This is a genomic window from Arthrobacter sp. DualSoilB13 (genome assembly GCF_055389195.1).
Map to the genome: position 1 here is coordinate 1,114,505 of NZ_AP035865.1, position 16,202 is coordinate 1,130,706.

15 protein-coding genes are annotated in these 16,202 nt (G+C 63.5%); 9 read left to right on the forward strand and 6 right to left on the reverse strand.

The window, feature by feature from the left end; translation table 11 throughout:
• Window positions 1–32: 32 nt before the first annotated feature.
• Entirely contained in the window at window positions 33–494 is a 462-nt protein-coding gene (locus ACZ5J0_RS05325) for a MerR family transcriptional regulator (RefSeq protein ID WP_464094348.1), read from the reverse strand.
• A gap of 143 nt (window positions 495–637) precedes the next feature.
• Here ACZ5J0_RS05325 and ACZ5J0_RS05330 point away from each other — a divergent pair, with 143 nt between their 5' ends.
• The 4 genes from ACZ5J0_RS05330 to ACZ5J0_RS05345 all read left to right on the forward strand — a co-directional run bounded on the left by ACZ5J0_RS05330 (window position 638) and on the right by ACZ5J0_RS05345 (window position 3,712).
• The gene (locus tag ACZ5J0_RS05330) at window positions 638–1,060 is read left to right on the forward strand and encodes an Hsp20/alpha crystallin family protein (RefSeq protein WP_142939967.1); all 423 of its coding nucleotides are present in this window, start codon (window positions 638–640) and stop codon (window positions 1,058–1,060) included.
• A 228-nt stretch (window positions 1,061–1,288) separates the two neighbouring features.
• Window positions 1,289–1,678 carry a J domain-containing protein gene (locus tag ACZ5J0_RS05335; protein ID WP_464094349.1) on the forward strand — a complete coding sequence of 130 codons (390 nt, stop codon included), beginning with the start codon at window positions 1,289–1,291 and terminating at the stop codon, window positions 1,676–1,678.
• Window positions 1,675–2,052, forward strand: coding sequence for a hypothetical protein (locus ACZ5J0_RS05340; protein ID WP_142939965.1), 378 nt, complete (start codon window positions 1,675–1,677; stop codon window positions 2,050–2,052). The genes ACZ5J0_RS05335 and ACZ5J0_RS05340 overlap by 4 nt, the downstream gene beginning before the upstream one ends.
• A 328-nt stretch (window positions 2,053–2,380) precedes the next feature.
• On the forward strand, window positions 2,381–3,712 hold the full coding sequence (locus ACZ5J0_RS05345) for a cell division protein PerM (RefSeq protein WP_464094350.1): 1,332 nt from the start codon (window positions 2,381–2,383) through the stop codon (window positions 3,710–3,712).
• Between the two features lie 28 nt (window positions 3,713–3,740).
• Here the strand turns inward: ACZ5J0_RS05345 and ACZ5J0_RS05350 are convergent, their stop codons facing one another.
• Window positions 3,741–4,190, reverse strand: coding sequence for a hypothetical protein (locus tag ACZ5J0_RS05350; protein ID WP_142939963.1), 450 nt, complete (start codon window positions 4,188–4,190; stop codon window positions 3,741–3,743).
• An 11-nt stretch (window positions 4,191–4,201) separates the two neighbouring features.
• On the opposite strand from ACZ5J0_RS05350, the gene purN reads away from it, so the two are divergent.
• Together purN and ACZ5J0_RS05360 are read left to right on the forward strand one after the other, a co-directional pair.
• Window positions 4,202–4,771 (forward strand): phosphoribosylglycinamide formyltransferase, encoded by a 570-nt coding sequence (purN, locus tag ACZ5J0_RS05355; protein WP_166841486.1) that lies wholly within the window; start codon window positions 4,202–4,204, stop codon window positions 4,769–4,771.
• A 153-nt stretch (window positions 4,772–4,924) separates the two neighbouring features.
• Entirely contained in the window at window positions 4,925–5,860 is a 936-nt protein-coding gene (locus ACZ5J0_RS05360; RefSeq protein ID WP_464094351.1) for a hypothetical protein, read from the forward strand.
• Window positions 5,861–5,930: 70 nt separating this feature from the next.
• Here ACZ5J0_RS05360 and ACZ5J0_RS05365 read toward each other — a convergent pair whose 3' ends face one another.
• Genes ACZ5J0_RS05365 through ACZ5J0_RS05375 form a run of 3 tightly spaced genes read right to left on the reverse strand, consistent with a single transcriptional unit; the run spans window position 5,931 to window position 9,201 of the window.
• Window positions 5,931–7,283, reverse strand: coding sequence for an MFS transporter (locus ACZ5J0_RS05365; protein WP_464094352.1), 1,353 nt, complete (start codon window positions 7,281–7,283; stop codon window positions 5,931–5,933).
• Between the two features lie 51 nt (window positions 7,284–7,334).
• Window positions 7,335–8,282 carry an N-acetylmuramic acid 6-phosphate etherase gene (gene murQ / locus ACZ5J0_RS05370; RefSeq protein ID WP_464094353.1) on the reverse strand — a complete coding sequence of 316 codons (948 nt, stop codon included), beginning with the start codon at window positions 8,280–8,282 and terminating at the stop codon, window positions 7,335–7,337.
• On the reverse strand, window positions 8,257–9,201 hold the full coding sequence (locus ACZ5J0_RS05375) for an N-acetylglucosamine kinase (RefSeq protein ID WP_166841483.1): 945 nt from the start codon (window positions 9,199–9,201) through the stop codon (window positions 8,257–8,259). Before ACZ5J0_RS05375 ends, murQ begins: the two co-directional genes overlap by 26 nt.
• A 627-nt stretch (window positions 9,202–9,828) precedes the next feature.
• On the opposite strand from ACZ5J0_RS05375, the gene ACZ5J0_RS05380 reads away from it, so the two are divergent.
• Together ACZ5J0_RS05380 and purH are read left to right on the forward strand one after the other, a co-directional pair.
• Window positions 9,829–10,368, forward strand: coding sequence for an endonuclease domain-containing protein (locus ACZ5J0_RS05380; RefSeq protein WP_223942046.1), 540 nt, complete (start codon window positions 9,829–9,831; stop codon window positions 10,366–10,368).
• Window positions 10,369–10,777: 409 nt separating this feature from the next.
• Window positions 10,778–12,448 (forward strand): bifunctional phosphoribosylaminoimidazolecarboxamide formyltransferase/IMP cyclohydrolase, encoded by a 1,671-nt coding sequence (gene purH / locus ACZ5J0_RS05385; protein ID WP_464094354.1) that lies wholly within the window; start codon window positions 10,778–10,780, stop codon window positions 12,446–12,448.
• A 107-nt stretch (window positions 12,449–12,555) separates the two neighbouring features.
• Here purH and ACZ5J0_RS05390 read toward each other — a convergent pair whose 3' ends face one another.
• Complete coding sequence (locus tag ACZ5J0_RS05390; protein WP_464094355.1) at window positions 12,556–13,665, reverse strand: trypsin-like serine peptidase; 1,110 nt, start codon at window positions 13,663–13,665, stop codon at window positions 12,556–12,558.
• A gap of 216 nt (window positions 13,666–13,881) precedes the next feature.
• Here ACZ5J0_RS05390 and ACZ5J0_RS05395 point away from each other — a divergent pair, with 216 nt between their 5' ends.
• Window positions 13,882–16,101: an NADP-dependent isocitrate dehydrogenase gene (locus ACZ5J0_RS05395; RefSeq protein WP_464094356.1), complete on the forward strand. Its 2,220-nt coding sequence runs from the start codon at window positions 13,882–13,884 to the stop codon at window positions 16,099–16,101.
• The last annotated feature ends 101 nt before the right edge of the window (window positions 16,102–16,202 follow it).

Below are 16,202 nucleotides of genomic sequence, written 5' to 3' on the forward strand. Positions count from 1 at the left end.
ATTGCTGTGCGTGGCGCCTAACAGACTGCAAGTTACTCGTCGACGCCGGTAGTCCCCCGCGCCCGCTTCAAATCCTTCCGCAACCCGCGGTTGTCCGCCCGCAGCTCCTCGTTGTGCTCCGTCAGCCCACGGTTATGCTCCACCAACCCCCGGTTGTCCTCCGTCAGCCCCCGGTTCTCAGCCTCCAGCTCCAGCACCAGTTTCACCCCGGCCAGGTTGAGCCCCTCATCCAGCAACACCCCGATCCTTCGCAGTGTCGCAAGGTCGCTTTCGCTGTACCGGCGAGTGCCGCCGTCGGTCCTGTCCGGGGTGAGCAGGCCCTTGCGCTCGTACTGCCGGATGTTCTGCTGCCCGGTGCCAACCAGCTCCGCCGCCACCGAGATCGCGTAGACGCCGCGCGAGTCCGAGCCGCCACCAGAGGTGCCGTTCGCACCGGAAGCCGCCAGACCGCCGTCGTACTCTTCAGCGGCAGTCTCACCATCCGAAGCTGCCATCAAGAACCTCCAAAAATCTTCCGGAAAACCACTTGCATCTACTTTGTCACTGGTGCTATAAAAAATCTATACCAACCAATACAGATCCAACAGGCTGGTACGAACAACAGAATCAGCATCAAGACCAAAGGAGTGAGAACCACATGCTGATGCGCACTGACCCGTTCCGCGATTTCGACAGGCTCGCCCAACAGGTTTTTGGCACAACAGCACGCCCGGCCGGAATGCCGATGGATGCATGGCAGGAGGACGGACAATTCGTTGTTGCCTTCGATCTGCCAGGGGTGGATCCGCAGACCGTTGACCTCGACGTCGAGCGCAATGTCCTCACCGTCAAGGCCGAACGCAAGTCGCCCGCAGGCGAGAACACCGAGATGATCGCCGCTGAACGCCCCCAAGGCGTCTTCAGCCGCCAACTCATCCTCGGTGACACCTTGGATACCGACGGCGTCCAGGCAAGCTACGACGCAGGGGTGCTCACACTCCGCATCCCCGTCGCCGAGAAGGCCAAGCCGCGGCGCATCGAGATCCAATCCAATGGGCAGAGGCAGGAAATCAACGCCTAAACCCGTCCGCCCTGCCGGAAGGCTCACCCGGGGGTAGCCGACCGGCAGGGCGACAGCCGGGAACAACGGAGGCGGCCGCATCGGAATAGTTGGGCGCAGGCTTCGCGCCACGTCACAGCGTTTTTTAGCGCACATGAAAGCGACCCCCGCCCGTCGTCTCCCGAGTTGATGGCCCCCGGCCCACGCCGGGGGCCATCTCCCAGTCCGCAGCAGGAATCGGAGCAGCAGGTGAGCACCCAACCTGACCACTACGCCACGCTTCACGTGTCGCCGGACGCGACGGCCCGTGAGATCACCCGCGCCTACCGTGCACTGCTGCGGACTCACCACCCTGACACACGCCAAAGGGTCGACGACGGCGACACCACCTCCGCGGCCGACCTTCAGGAACTGCACGCCATCATGCAGGCGTACGTCGTTTTGTCGGACCCAGGGAAGCGGGCGGCTTACGATCGTGCGCGCAGAACACCCGGCGGTACGGGCGGGACGCCCGTAAAAGTGCGCTTCCACCGGTCCGGATCCACGGCTCCCCAACGCGAGCAGTCCCCACTGTTGTTCGGACCGTCACGTTGGGATCCTTCACCCCGCAATCTGAGATCACCCAGGAGTAATCCATGAGCGCTTGGCGTCCCTACGACGGCCACATCATTCCCGCGTTCTACGAGCGGTTCGAGAAACGCTGGGGGAGAGGGACGGCACCGTTCCTGGACCCCGAAGTCCACGAACAACCCATGCCCCGCGCTCAATGGATCAACCCGGACACCGGCGCTGCCGTGGCCGTGGTCCCCATCTGGACTGACGATCCCGAGCACCGCTCGTTCGGCGTCTTCTACCTCCCGCCGGCCGGGGATATCTGGATGCTCCGCCCAGGACCAACGACGTTCCTGGAACCCAGTGCGGGAGCCAGCCGCGAGCAGGTGACACTCCGCAACGACGCCTTCAAGAAGGCCGTCAACCACGCCAAGGAGTTCATCTACGGGCCACAGCTCTAGCCAGGTGTGTGCGAGGGGTTAGAAACAAAAGAAGGCTGGTGCAGCCTAGGGAACGAAATCCAAGGCGGCTGCACCAGCTGCTAGTACGACTTTCTGTTATGAGTTGTGACACCTATCCATTGGCCGCTCCTAGTTCCCGGCTTCGATTGTTTCCGGGCCTTTCAAAGTCTGTGCAGGGCGGGGAAGAGCTGAGGTGGTCTTTGAGGGCTCCGTCCCCGGGAGAACACCTCCCATTTTACGGCCGCCCTCTGGAAAAAGCGCTGGAATTCGCGGTATTTCAGGGGAGCCTGCCGGGGGAGTGCGGCGTACCGTGGCACGATAGATCACGATGAAACTGCGCGCTGATCAGACCGGAAACCGTGGCCTCCCGATGCCCCTTTGGCTACAGGGTGGTTTGGAAGCGGCTCAGGCGGCGTTTATTTCTGCCATTGTTGTGATCCTTCCCTTGGTGGGGGTGTGGGCCACCGACGGGTTCCAGGACCGGAACGTGGACTCCCTGGCACGATTGGCGGGCCAAGCCTGGCTGCTGATCCACGGTATTCCGCTGGAGCTGGCGCACGTCAACCTCGGCACCGCGGCCCAACCCGGCTCCGGGCTCTTGTCCCTCATTCCGCTTGGTCTGACGCTCATTCCGTTCCTGCTCGCATGGCGGGCGGGCCGTCGACTTGCCCGGGCGTCCTACACAGACCAGTTGTGGCAGGCATTCCTTGGCGCGTTCGTGGTGTATGCGGCCTTCGGGACGGCCACCGGATTCGTGTGCCGTACCCCGGAAGTTGTCATCAACCTTTGGTTCGCCATGACCATCCCGCTGATCTCCTTTGGGCTGGGCATGATCGTGGGCGCCCGGCGCGAGGCAGGCTCGTGGAGCCGGCTGATCGGTGTTGACGCCGTCGCTTGGCTCGCGAAGACCAGCCAGCATTCCCGGTGGGCGGGGTCCTATGTGGGTTCGGCATTGAAGGCAGGCTTCGTAGCTGCCATGGCCGCTGTTTGCCTGGCCGCGCTGCTCTTGGCCGTGACTATTGTGTGGCATTGGACGGACATCATTGCCGTCTACGAAGGTCTGAAAGCCGGTGCCTTGGGCGGTGCGGTGCTCACCATCGCGCAGCTCGGCTACCTGCCCAACCTCGTCATTTTCGCGCTGTCCTGGTCCACCGGCGCAGGCTTCTCGCTCGGCGTCGGTTCAGCAGCGGGTCCGCTGGGCACCGCCGTCGGACCTCTTCCTGCCGTCCCGGTTCTCGGTGCCCTTCCCGCCGGACAGTTCGACGCCGGAGCCATGGCCCTGGCGCTGCCGGTGGTCGCCGGAATTCTGGCGGGTTGGTGGTTCCTGCGCGAAGGCGAGAACCACTTTGACGAGTGGCTCTCCATCAAGATCAAGGCCCGCTGGTTCACCGCCACCGTTTCCACCCTTTTCCTGGGCGCCTTTATCGGCGCTGTCGCGGGGCTCCTGGGTGGGGCGTTGGCATGGATCGCGCGCGGTTCGGCGGGCGTCGGACGGCTCACGGAAATCGGACCGCACCCGCTGTGGATGGCAGTCTGGCTGGCCGCCGAAGTGGGCATCGGCGTCGTGATTGGCTACGCAGTGGGGCCGTGGCTGGAACGCAGCCAGAAGCAGCGCGAAGCGAACCTGGACGAAGCAGCGTACGACGACGAACACGCCTGAGCGGGTCCGCTCAGTAGCGCCGGGGTTCTTAACGTAACGGCCCCGGCATCGAGTTCTCCAGCTGGGTCAGGCACTGCGTCTTGGCGGATTCCGTCAGCGCACTGCGTGAGCAGTCCTGGTACGTGCTGACCTGGTTGAAGAACAGCGCGGACGTCAGGATCAGCAGGCACATGACTGCCGTGACAACCAGGCCCGAAATTGTCCCGAACAGCATCAGTTTCGGATGCTTGTGCTTGAGCGTCCGCACCAACACCACGACGCCCAACACCAACGCCGCAAGCGTCAGGATGGCGCTCAACCACACGTAATCCACGTTCAGGGAGAACACGAAGAACGCACCCAAAGCCGCCAAGAGGAAGGCACGGAAGAGGTTCTGGCTCACGCCAAGGGCAGATTTCTCGGCCTCGGAGCGGGGTTGTTGGTTCGGCTTGGAACCGACGTCGGGATTCATGTTTTCCAGCCTACGCGAGCCGCCCATAAGCTAGTGCAATGCGCATTGTTGTCCTCGTCTCCGGTACCGGTTCAAATCTTCAGGCTGTCATCGACGCCGTGAAGTCGGGTGAACTGGATGTCGAGATCGCCGCTGTGGGCGCCGACCGGCCCGATACCTACGGTGTGGAGCGCTCCGACGAAGCCGGAATTGAGACCTTTGTGGTCAACTTCAACTCGTTCGAAACCCGCGCCGAATGGGATACAGCCCTGCGCGACAAAGTCCTGTCCTACAAGCCGGACGTGGTGGTTTCCTCCGGTTTCATGAGGATCGTCAGCGCCGACTTCATCGATGCCTTCGGCGGCAAATACGTCAACACACACCCCGCGCTGCTGCCCTCATTCCCCGGCGCCCACGGAGTGCGCGACGCCATCGCGTACGGCGTGAAAGTCACCGGCTGCACCGTTCACTGGGCCGACGCCGGCGTGGACACCGGCCCCATCATTGCCCAGGAAGCCGTGACTATTCTTCCCGAGGACTCCGAGGAATCCCTGCACGAGCGCATCAAGGTAGTGGAGCGCCGCCTGCTGGTCCAGACCCTCGCAGACCTCGCCGCCGTCGCTAAGTAGCCCACCGCCCCAACTAGCGCAGCCCCCCAACTAGGTAGCAGATCAGGTCGTTCTCAGCGCTGGGAACGACCTGATCTGCTACTCAGATTGCGTTCCAACGCCCAAGGCTGTGGATAACGCTCCGCACCCTCCCTGATTTTGTCAGCATGAGGCATGAAGTATCCAAGCCCACTACCTGGGTCCCTGTTGGCAGCATCCTTTACTTTGCAGCAGGCGCTCGACGCCGGCGCATCCCGACGGCGGCTACGGCACCCGAGCCTTGTCTCGCCAAGTCGCGGCATCCGGGTACCGCGGCAGGACGCCGAAAATGGCATGGTCCATAAGGTTCGTCCGCTGACCCACGTCACGTCATTTTCCGCTGCCTCACATGCAACGGCATTCCTGCTATGGGAGTTTCCAGGTTTCCTGCCGGGAAGTAACAGGCCCGGTATCCACATTTCCCGTCCAGACACCATGGCGATTCCCCGCCGCGCCGGAGTGGTGGGCCACAGGGGGCAGTTCTTCGATGACGAGATCGTGGTTCTTAATGGCCTGTTTATCACCAGCCGGGCTCGGACGTGGCTGGACTGTGCCCGGAAGATGGACATCGACGAGATCACGGTTGTGGCTGACCATCTCCTGCGCATACCCAGGCCTGAATTCGAGGGACGCAGTTCGCCGCACTGCACCATGGATGAGCTCGAGGAAATGCTGGACCGGCACTGGGGTACGCCGGGTATTCGCAAGGCCCGTCTCGCGTTGGAACAGGCATGCGTGGGTGCCGACTCGGCCCCCGAAACGCGACTCAGGCTGGCGCTCAAGTGGGCTGGGCTGCCCACAGCGGAAGTCAACGTGCCCACGGAACTGATTCCCGGCGTCGTGCGTCAACCGGACCTGGCCTACCGCGAGCAGCGCGTTGCCGTTGAATATGAAGGTGAGGCGCATTCGGATCCCGAGCAGATCGTAAAGGACATCGCCCGCGAGGAGGATTTCAGCCGTGCCGGATGGATTCTTGTGAGGATCTCCAAACGCTACATGTCCACCGGCGCGACGACCGCGGTGGCCAAGGTGAGGCGGGCGCTGGAACAACGCGGCTGGTCGCCCAAGTAGGTAGCAGATCAGGTCATTCTCAGCGCTGGGACCGACCTGATCTGCTACCCAGTTGGGTGAGGGGGAGGGGCTAGGAGAGTTCGCGCTGCTTTGTCTCCGGGGCGAAGAACGCCATCCACAGCACAGACAACAGCACCAGACCACCGGCCATCGCGAACGACTGCGCCAACCCGAACTCCGGCCAGAAGAACGAGGCGAACACCAAGGGGCCGAACCCGGCGCCAATGCGGGAGAACGTCGAAGCCCAGCCGAAGCCAGAGCCGCGAAGTTCCGTCGGGTACAGCTCGGAGACGTAGGCGTAAAGCACCGGAATGGCCACCTGGACCACGAACCCGAACACCAGCAGCCAGAACACGGCAGCCGAGGGCACGTCCACCACAAAGGCCACGATCACCAGCGTCAGAGCGGACAGGGGACCGGTGATGGCCAGGATCCATTTGCGGCCCACACGCTCCACCAGGAGCGCCGCTACCACCACGCCCAGAAGTCCGACGGCGGCCATGCTCGCCGTCGTGACAAACGCCTTGTACTCCTCGAATCCGGCGCCGATGAGAATGCGGGGCATCCACGTGAGCGACAAGTAATAGACCAACAAGATGCTGAAGAACAGAGCCCAAGCCGCGGTGGTGATCTTCCAGTTGAACTGCCAGATCCCCCGCAACTGGGCCCAAGCGCTGCCGGGGGAGAGCCGGGGTGCCGCCTGCGGTTCGGGCAAGCTGTACGCCCGCGGCGAAGCGCCGGTTGCCTCGACCAGACCATCGATCACCGCCGCAGCTTCGGCACGGCGGCCCGCCCGAATCAGGAACAGCGGCGACTCAGGAACAGATCGGCGAACCCAGAAGACCAACAACGCGGGCAGCACCATGATCAGCATGGTGAGCCGCCAGTCGCCAAAGGCCGCAACCAGCCCGGCGGAAATGAAACCGCACAGCGCTGCGCCAACAGGCCACCAGCCGTCCATGGCCGTCAGGACCTTGCCCCTTTGCTTGCGGGGCGTGAACTCACCCACCAGCGCGTAATCCACGGGGATGCAGCCGCCCAAGCCGAAGCCGGCCATGAAGCGGAAGATGCAGAACCACACGATGTCCGGGGCGAAAGCACCCAGAACCGTGAAGATGCTGAAAATCAGGAGGGTGGCCGTGAAGGCTTTCTTGCGCCCAATGGTGTCCGCTATGGTTCCCCACGCGAACGCGCCCACAGCCATGCCGATCAGGTTGGCCGTACCGATCCACGCGGCGTCAGCCGGTTGCAAGGACCAGTGCTTGGACAGCAGAGGGATCAGGATGCCGTTGAGCGTGACATCCCAGGCATCGAACATGAACCCGAGCCCGCCGATCAGGAAAATCCGCCCTTGGACTTTCCACCGCCACGGCAGTTCCTGCACAACTTGTTCGCCGCTGGGCACGGCTGTGTATGTATTCATTTGCCCTCCTGCATGCAACTTTATGCGCTGGGGCGGGCACCGCCGTCCGCGTTACTTCCGGTTCTCGATGGCCCTCCGCAGGAAACCACCGGCTTCTTCCAAAGCACCCTTGGCCTGACCAGCGTCGATGCCTGTCAGAAGTACCAAAATAGCTGCCTTCACCGAACCGCCAACAGAATCCAAAGCAGCAGACGCCTCCGCAGCAGACACGCCGGTTGCGTGCTGAACAGTCCGTTGCGAGCGGGCCAGCAATTTCTCGTTCGTGGCACGCAGGTCCACCATGAGGTTCCCGTACGTCTTGCCGAGCTTCACCATCACCAAGGTGCTGATCATGTTGAGGACAAGTTTCTGGGCCGTGCCGGAGTTCAGCCTGGTGGAGCCCGCGATGAACTCCGGACCCACCACAACCTCAATGGCGGCATCGGCCAGATGACTCACGGCCGAGCCCTTGTTGCACGCCAGCGACGCCGTAAACGCCCCGCGCTTCCGTGCTTCTTCCAGCGCCCCGATCACATACGGCGTCCGGCCCGAGGCCGTAATACCCACGACGGCGTCAGCTTCAGTCACGTTGATATCGTGCAGGTCGCGCGCGCCGGCAGTTGCGTTGTCCTCGGCGTACTCCACCGGCTGCTGAATCGCTTTGGTTCCGCCGGCGATAAGTCCGACGACGAGTCCCGGCGGGGTGCCGAACGTCGGCGGGCACTCGCTTGCGTCGAGCACGCCAAGTCGGCCGGCCGTTCCGGCTCCCACATACAAAAGGCGGCCCCCGCGCTGGAGTCGCTCCGCAACGGCGTCGACCGTTTGAACAATTGCCGGGCTCGCAGCCTCAACGGCCGCGTGTACTCCTGCACTGTGGGCAAGCATCGCAGCTACGAGTTCTTCAGTGCCCAGGATGTCCAGGTTTTCCAGGCCCTCGGCCGTGGCCTCGGTCTGCAACCCGGCGAGTTCCGTGCGCAGGCCCGCAAGTTTGTCGTCAGTCGGGCCAGTTTGTTCCGTCACGGTGGATATACCTTTCCTGGATGAGCCCGCGGCGCGTCGCAGCGAGGGCAGCCCCGTCCAAGCCATCGCCCAGCGGGACCACCACCTCAATCCCAGCCGAAGCGAGGGACTTGCGCAAGAGCGCCGAGAAGAAGTCCGATCCCACCACTCCGCCAAGGAGCGCCACGCGGGGTGTGCCGGGTTCGGTGCCGCTCGCGCGCTTAACGGTTTTGGTCAGGATGCGGCACGCCTCGCCCACAATGTCATGTGCGACGGCGTCACCGGCCTCCGCTGCCTGTAGAACCAGCGGCGCGAAACGGGCCATCGCCCGGTAGGGGTTCTCTGTTTCGGCCAGCCAGCCTGGAAGCAGCTCGGGCGACTCGACCAGAGCGCCAGCCGCAGCCGACAACGAGGTGGCCGGGCCGCCGTCGTGCGCTTCAAGAACTGCCTGCAGACCCTGTTGGCCGATCCACCTGCCGCTGCCGCGATCACCAAGGTAGGGACCCCAGCCGTCGGCCCGGTGGAGGACGCCGGCTTCGTCGAAGCGGAAGGCCACGGCGCCTGTGCCCACAATGAGCGTGGTGCCGGGGGCTCCTTGGAGAGCGCCGAGTTGGGCGGCCGTGGCGTCCGAGAGCACGGCCGAGGGGACACTGAATCTTTGGGACAACATGCTGGCGAGTTCCTGCGACTTCTCCGCGGATGCTTCGACGCCGGCAACGGCTGCGCCAATGCTGGTGATGCTGCCAACTGGAAGCCCGGGCGGGAGCAGCCTGACGGTCTCGAGGAGGAGTTCGAACGCGGCGGTGGGTCCGTTGTCCACGTGCACACCGGGGAAGCCATGCTGGTCGGCGGCGCCAAGCAACTCATTGCCGCTGCGCAACTCCACGCGGCAACGGCTCTTCCCAACATCGGCAACAAGAACAACCCCGGTGGCTTCCATGGCTCAACCCTATGTTGTGAGGCCTGCTCTGCGTGTGTGGTTGGTGGTTTGGGGGCGCGGAGTGGGCCTCACAAGGGGTGGGCTTTGGGTTGCGGGGCCTGCTTTGCGTGTGTGGTTGGTGGTTTGGGCCGCAGAGTGGGCCTCACAAGGGGTGTGGAGGAACAGTCAAGAGCCCCGCGAAGGGCGATTTCTGTGGATAACCGAATGCGAGCCATCGTTTCCGGCAAGCATGAATCCATGCGGAATCTCACTCCTTTGCCCTCGAATGTAGACACTAGGGGCTTTCTCGTCGCCGATGCTTATGCTGCCGGAGTGCCGCGCTGGCTACTCCAGACGAAAGACCTTGTGACGCCGAGTCGTGGCATTCGCTTGGCAAGAGCAAGCGAATTGGACCTCGCATTGCTGGGCCGACTTCATACCGCTGTGACACAGCGCTGTGCAGTCAGCCATGTCACTGCAGCGCTGTTGTGGTCCATGCCGCTCCCCATCTATCTCGAGGAAGAGGGCAGGAGCGGGCTAATCCATGTGACCCGACGGCAAGAGATCGGGAGGGTCAAGCGTCGGGGCGTAATCGGGCATCGGGCTCCACTGCTTGCTCGGGACGTTCGTATGTTGAACGGAGTTCAATTGACGTCGCCGGAATGGACATGGGTGGATCTGGCCAGGCACATGGGAAGGTCGTCGCTTGTGGCTGCCGGGGATTTTCTGTTGGCACGGGAGAATCCCCTGTCCTCGCTTGAGGCGATCCAGGAAGTCATCAATAGACGCCCCAAGGTCAAGGGAATCAGAATGGCCCGGGAGATTTTACCGTTGCTGAGGTTGGGGGTTGATTCTCCGCAGGAGTCGAGGCTACGCCTGAAAATCGTCGATGCCGGGCTGCCGGAGCCAGCGGTTACCGCGCCGATCTTCGACGAGCGCGGGAGATACATATCGACGCCCGATCTCCAATACAAGGAGTACAAAATTGCCATGGAATATGAGGGCGACCATCACCGCTCCGACCCTGTGCAGTGGGGGAAGGACATCGAACGTGACGATAGGCTTCGCGCGTTGGGGTGGATCGTCCTGAAATTCTCCGATGTCCAGATGAAGGGCGGGTGGGCTCATGCCGAACGTAAGATACGCGATGCGTTGGTGTCGCGCGGGTGGCGTGGGCCGTCGTCGTAATGTCTTGTCTGCCCTGAGTTGTGGGGCCTGGTGTGCGCTTTTCGCGCCCTTGGTGGGACGCAGAGTGGGCCTCGCAATGTAGGGGGTGTTTTTGTGGGGCCTGGTGTGCGCCTTTCGCGCCCTTGGTGGGACGCAGAGTGGGCCTCGCAATGTAGGGGGTGTTTTTGTGGGGCCTGGTGTGCGTCCCGCGAGCGGGATGTGGCACGCAGAGTGGGCCTCGCAACGTAGGGGTGTTTTTGTGGGGCCGGGTGTGCCTCCCGCGAGCGGGAGGTGGCACGCATGGTGGGCCTTGCAACGCAGGGCAGAAACGACGCAAAACCGGGGCGGCAACGAAACACGATAAACTCTCCGTATCCCCACACCCGCGAATCCACCCGCGACATCTACGCGAACTAAGACGGAGACTTTTGTGAGCTTGACGCAGCTTGACCGTGTTCCCATCCGCCGTGCACTGATCTCGGTTTACGACAAGACGGGACTGGAGGAGCTCGCGAAGGGCCTGCACGCAGCAGGCGTCGCAATCGTCTCCACCGGATCCACCGCCAAGAAGATCGCCGCCGCAGGCATCCCGGTGAAGGAAGTGGAAGAAGTCACCGGCTCCCCGGAAATGCTGGACGGCCGCGTCAAAACCCTGCACCCGCGTGTTCACGGTGGCATCCTGGCTGACCGTCGCGTCCCGGCGCACATGGACACCCTGGCCGGCATGGAGATCGAAACCTTCGACCTCGTGGTGGTGAACCTTTACCCGTTCGTGGAGACCGTGAAGTCCGGCGCAGCCCAGGATGACGTGGTTGAGCAGATCGACATCGGAGGCCCCGCCATGGTGCGTTCGGCTGCGAAGAACCACGCCGCCGTCGCCATCGTCACGGACCCGAGCTTCTACGGTGCAGTTGTCGACGCCGCCGCTCACGGCGGTTTCGACCTGAACACCCGTCGTCGCCTGGCCGCCAAGGCGTTCGCTCACACGGCCAGCTACGACAACGCTGTGGCTTCCTGGACGGCCAGCCAGTTCCTGGACGAAGACGGCGACGGCATTATCGACTGGCCCGCCTACGCCGGCCTGGCCCTGGAGCGTTCCGAGGTCCTCCGCTACGGCGAAAACCCGCACCAGCAGGCCGCGCTCTACGTGGACAAGGCTGCACCCGCCGGCATCGCTCAGGCCGACCAGTTGCACGGCAAGGCCATGAGCTACAACAACTTCGTCGACGCCGATGCCGCCCTCCGCGCTGCCTTCGACTTCGCCGAGCCCGCGGTCGCGATCATCAAGCACGCCAACCCGTGCGGTGTGGCCGTCGGTTCCGCAGACGCTGCCGATCCGATCGCTGACGCTCACGCCAAGGCCCACGCTTGCGACCCCGTCTCCGCATTTGGTGGCGTGATTGCTGCGAACCGCACCGTCACCGCCGGCATGGCCCGCACGGTTGCCGACATCTTCACCGAGGTTGTCATCGCCCCGGACTTCGAGCCGGAAGCTGTGGAGATCCTTTCCAAGAAGAAGAACATCCGCCTCCTCGCACTGCCCGAGGGCTACGGCCGCTACCCCTCCGAGATGCGCCAGGTCTCCGGCGGCGTCCTGGTCCAGATGAGCGACAAGGTGGACGCCGAGGGCGACAACCCCGCCAACTGGACCCTCGCAGCCGGCGAAGCCGCCGACGAAGCAACTCTCGCGGACCTCGCCTTCGCCTGGACCGCTTGCCGCGCGGCAAAGTCCAACGCCATTCTGATCGCCAACCACGGTGCTGCCGTGGGCATCGGCATGGGCCAGGTCAACCGCCTGGACTCGTGCCGCCTGGCCGTGGAGCGCGCCAACACGCTGGGCGTGACGGTGGAATCCGACGTCGAAGGTGCTGGCGGCGCGTCCAACGCCGACGCGAGCGACGCACCTGAGCGTGCACGCGGTGCCGTTGCTTCCTCGGACGCGTTCTTCCCGTTTGCTGATGGACTGCAGATCCTGATCGACGCCGGTGTCCGCGCCGTCGTCCAGCCGGGCGGTTCCGTTCGTGACGAGGAAGTCATCGCCGCAGCCAACGCTGCCGGCATCACCATGTACTTCACCGGTGCACGCCACTTCTTCCACTAGAAGAGGAACCCGCTAGGGCCCAAGAAGCCCAACGCAACGGCGGCCGCCCCCGGAAGGGGACGGCCGCCGTCGTAGTTAACAGGGACGTGCCTACATTAGAGAGTCCGCTACGAAGCCGCTGCAGCAGTGTTGTAGGTGGACTGGATCACGGTGCCCCAGTACGGTCCGTACATGGTGGTGGAGTTGCTGCCGTATCCGTAGCTGTTCACGGAGTTCTGGTAGCCGGTGGAGCTGGTGCCGATGAACCAGGGGCCGCCCGAGGATCCACCGGTCATGTTGCAGGGGATTCCCTGGCTGTTGAACTGCGGGTTGTAGGGATCGTTGGTGGCCTTGCCGGAGCAGCTCTTGAGCGATTCACCGTTGAAGGGCGAGCCGGCCGGGTATCCGAAGGCCTTGTAGCTCAGGCCGCGGGCGGCGTTGAACTGGACGCCGGAGGAACCGACGACGTCGGCGAGGCGCTGGCCGTTGAGGGTGTTCATGACGGCGAATGCGGTGTCGTACTGCATGTTTCCGTTGGAGGCCCACTGGGTGGGGGCGTACAGCGCCTTTGCCGTCCACTTCCCGTAAGGTGCGGCGCCGTTGAGGTAGGCGGGGACGAAGACGAAGTTGGTGGCGTAGGCGCCGGGGCCTTCGTTGAGGCAGTGTCCGGCGGTGGAGACGGTGCTCTTGTTGGCCGCGGTGACGGAGTTGCCTGAGCAGACGTAGTTGGATCCGCCCAGGGTGAAGAAGATCTTGCCGATGTGCTTGACCGGCGTTTCGCTCTGGTTCACCTTGCGGTCGATGGTCTTGGAATCAGCAGAGGCCTGCTGGCCTGCGATGCTGCTGATGGCGCCCGGGGCTTCGGTGACCGGGGCTTTGCCGAGGTTGAGGAGCTTGCCGCGCTCGAGTGCTTTGGCGGCAAGGATTTCGCCGGACTTGGCATTCTTCATGCGTTCCGGGGTCCAGTAGTCTGCAGCGCCGGCGTCGGACACTACATGGCTGCTGACCGCAGCGCTGCCGGAGTCTGTGGTGTTGACCGGTGCCGCGTTGGCGCTGGTGGTTCCAACCAGCGCCAGGATTGCGGCAGCGGACAGACTCAGCAGGCTTGTGGCCAGGGTCTTGGTTTTTGTCACGTTGTTCCTACCTATCGAGGGAGTGAGGCGGCCAGTGATGGCGACCGCCGACTGACGAGATCGAAGGTACCCAACGTATGACAAGTTTGTAAAGAGATGTTTCACATTTTGTGATATTTTGCTGTCACTTCTTGTTGAGCTACTGGAGGGGGCGCACGACGGCGGCGGGGCGGCGGCGGCGGTAGGCCGCCGTCGGACGTAAATCGCTTTCCCGGACGGTAATGCGGAGAGTGATCCCGGACACGAAGAGCCGTCAAAACGGTCTACTCGGGTAAGTTAGGAGATGTTGAAATCTGCAGACTTTCAGGGAGAACCCCGCCAATGGCCAAGATTATCTATACCCACACAGACGAAGCGCCGATGCTGGCAACGTACTCATTCCTGCCGATCGTGGAAGCGTACGCCTCCACCGCAGGGGTAGAGGTGGAGACCCGCGACATCTCGCTGGCCGGCCGCATCATCGCCGTCTTCGGTGATTTCCTGACAGAAGAACAGCGCACGGGCAACGCCCTTGCTGAACTTGGTGAACTGGCAAAGCAGCCGGAAGCCAACATCATCAAGCTGCCCAACATCAGCGCCTCCGTGCCGCAGCTCAAGGCTGCCATCGCCGAGCTCCAGGCCCAGGGCTTCGCCCTCCCGGACTACCCGGACAACCCTTCCTCGGACACCGAGACGGACATCCGCTCGCGTTACGACAAGATCAAGGGCTCCGCCGTGAACCCGGTCCTGCGTGAAGGCAACTCTGACCGCCGCGCGCCCCTGTCGGTGAAGAACTACGCCCGCCAGAACCCCCACTCCATGGGCGCCTGGACCCCGGAGTCCAAGACCAACGTTGCCACCATGGGTGAGAACGACTTCCGCTCCAACGAGAAGTCCGTTGTCCTCACGGCTGACGATTCCCTGACCATCCAGTTGGTCCGCGAAGACGGCACCACCAAGGTCCTCAAGAAGGACTTCCCCGTCTTGGCCGGCGAAGTTGTGGACGCCACCGTGCTCCGCGCCGACGCCCTGGACGAGTTCCTCAAGGCACAGGTTGCCCGCGCCAAGGAAGAGGGCGTCCTCTTCTCGGCACACCTCAAGGCCACCATGATGAAGGTCTCTGACCCCATCATCTTCGGTCACGTGGTCAAGGCTTACTTCTCCGAGCTGTTCGAGACCTACGGCAAGCAGCTCGCAGCCGCAGGCATCAGCCCGAACAACGGCCTCGCTGCGATCCTCAGCGGCTTGGAAGACCTGCCGGAGGACGTCCGCGAAGGCGTCAAGGCAGCCATCACCAAGGGCCTCGAAGACGGTCCCGCACTGGCCATGGTGGACTCGGACAAGGGCATCACCAGCCTGCACGTTCCCTCGGACATCATCGTTGACGCTTCCATGCCGGCCATGATCCGTTCCTCCGGCCACATGTGGGGCCCGGACGGTAAGGAAGCCGACACCCTGGCTGTCATTCCGGACAGCTCCTACGCCGGCATTTACCAGGTTGTCCTGGACGACTGCCGCGCCAACGGTGCGTTCGACCCCACCACCATGGGCACCGTTCCCAACGTGGGCCTCATGGCACAGGCAGCCGAAGAATACGGCAGCCACGACAAAACCTTCGAGATCCAGGCAGCTGGCACCGTCCAGCTCGTGGACAGCAAGGGCAACGTCCTCACCGAGCACCAGGTCTTCCCGGGTGACATCTGGCGCGCCTGCCAGACCAAGGATGTCCCGGTCCGCGACTGGGTCAAGCTGGCCGTCACCCGTGCCCGCGCTTCCCAGACCCCGGCTGTGTTCTGGCTGGACGAGACCCGCGCCCACGACGCCAACCTGATCGCCAAGGTCAACGAGTACCTCAAGGACCACGACACCGAGGGCCTGGAGATTAAAATCCTTTCCCCGGTTGCGGCCACGGCCTTCACGCTGGAGCGCATCCGCAAGGGCGAGGACACCATCTCCGTCACCGGTAACGTCCTCCGCGACTACCTCACGGACCTGTTCCCGATCCTCGAGCTCGGCACCAGCGCCAAGATGCTCTCCATCGTTCCGCTGATCAACGGTGGCGGCCTGTTCGAGACCGGCGCCGGTGGCTCCGCTCCCAAGCACGTCCAGCAGCTGGTCAAGGAAAACCACCTCCGCTGGGACAGCCTGGGCGAGTTCCTTGCCCTGGCCGTCAGCTTCGAGCACCTTGCCACCACCACTGGCAACGCCCGCGCCCAGGTCCTGGCTGACACGCTGGACCGCGCCACGGGTACGTTCCTGCTGGAGAACAAGTCCCCGAAGCGCAGCGTTGGCGAGCTGGACAACCGCGGAAGCCACTTCTACCTGGCCACGTACTGGGCCCAGGAACTGGCAAAGCAGACCGAAGACGCCGAGTTGGCCAAGGACTTCGCGGCAATCGCGGACGCCCTGACCTCCAACGAAGAGGCAATCGTCGGCGAGCTGGCTGCAGTCCAGGGTACCGGCGTCGACCTCGGCGGTTACTACCGTCCGGACGCTGCCAAGGCCGCTGAGATCATGCGCCCGTCGGCTACGTTCAACAAGGTCCTCGCGACCCTGAAGTAGTCCCTCGAGCTCGGGTGCCTTTCACGGGCGCCCGAGCTCCGAGTTTTTGTACAGATAATGCCCCCAAGACGCGGTCTTGGGGGCATTATCTGTACAAAAAC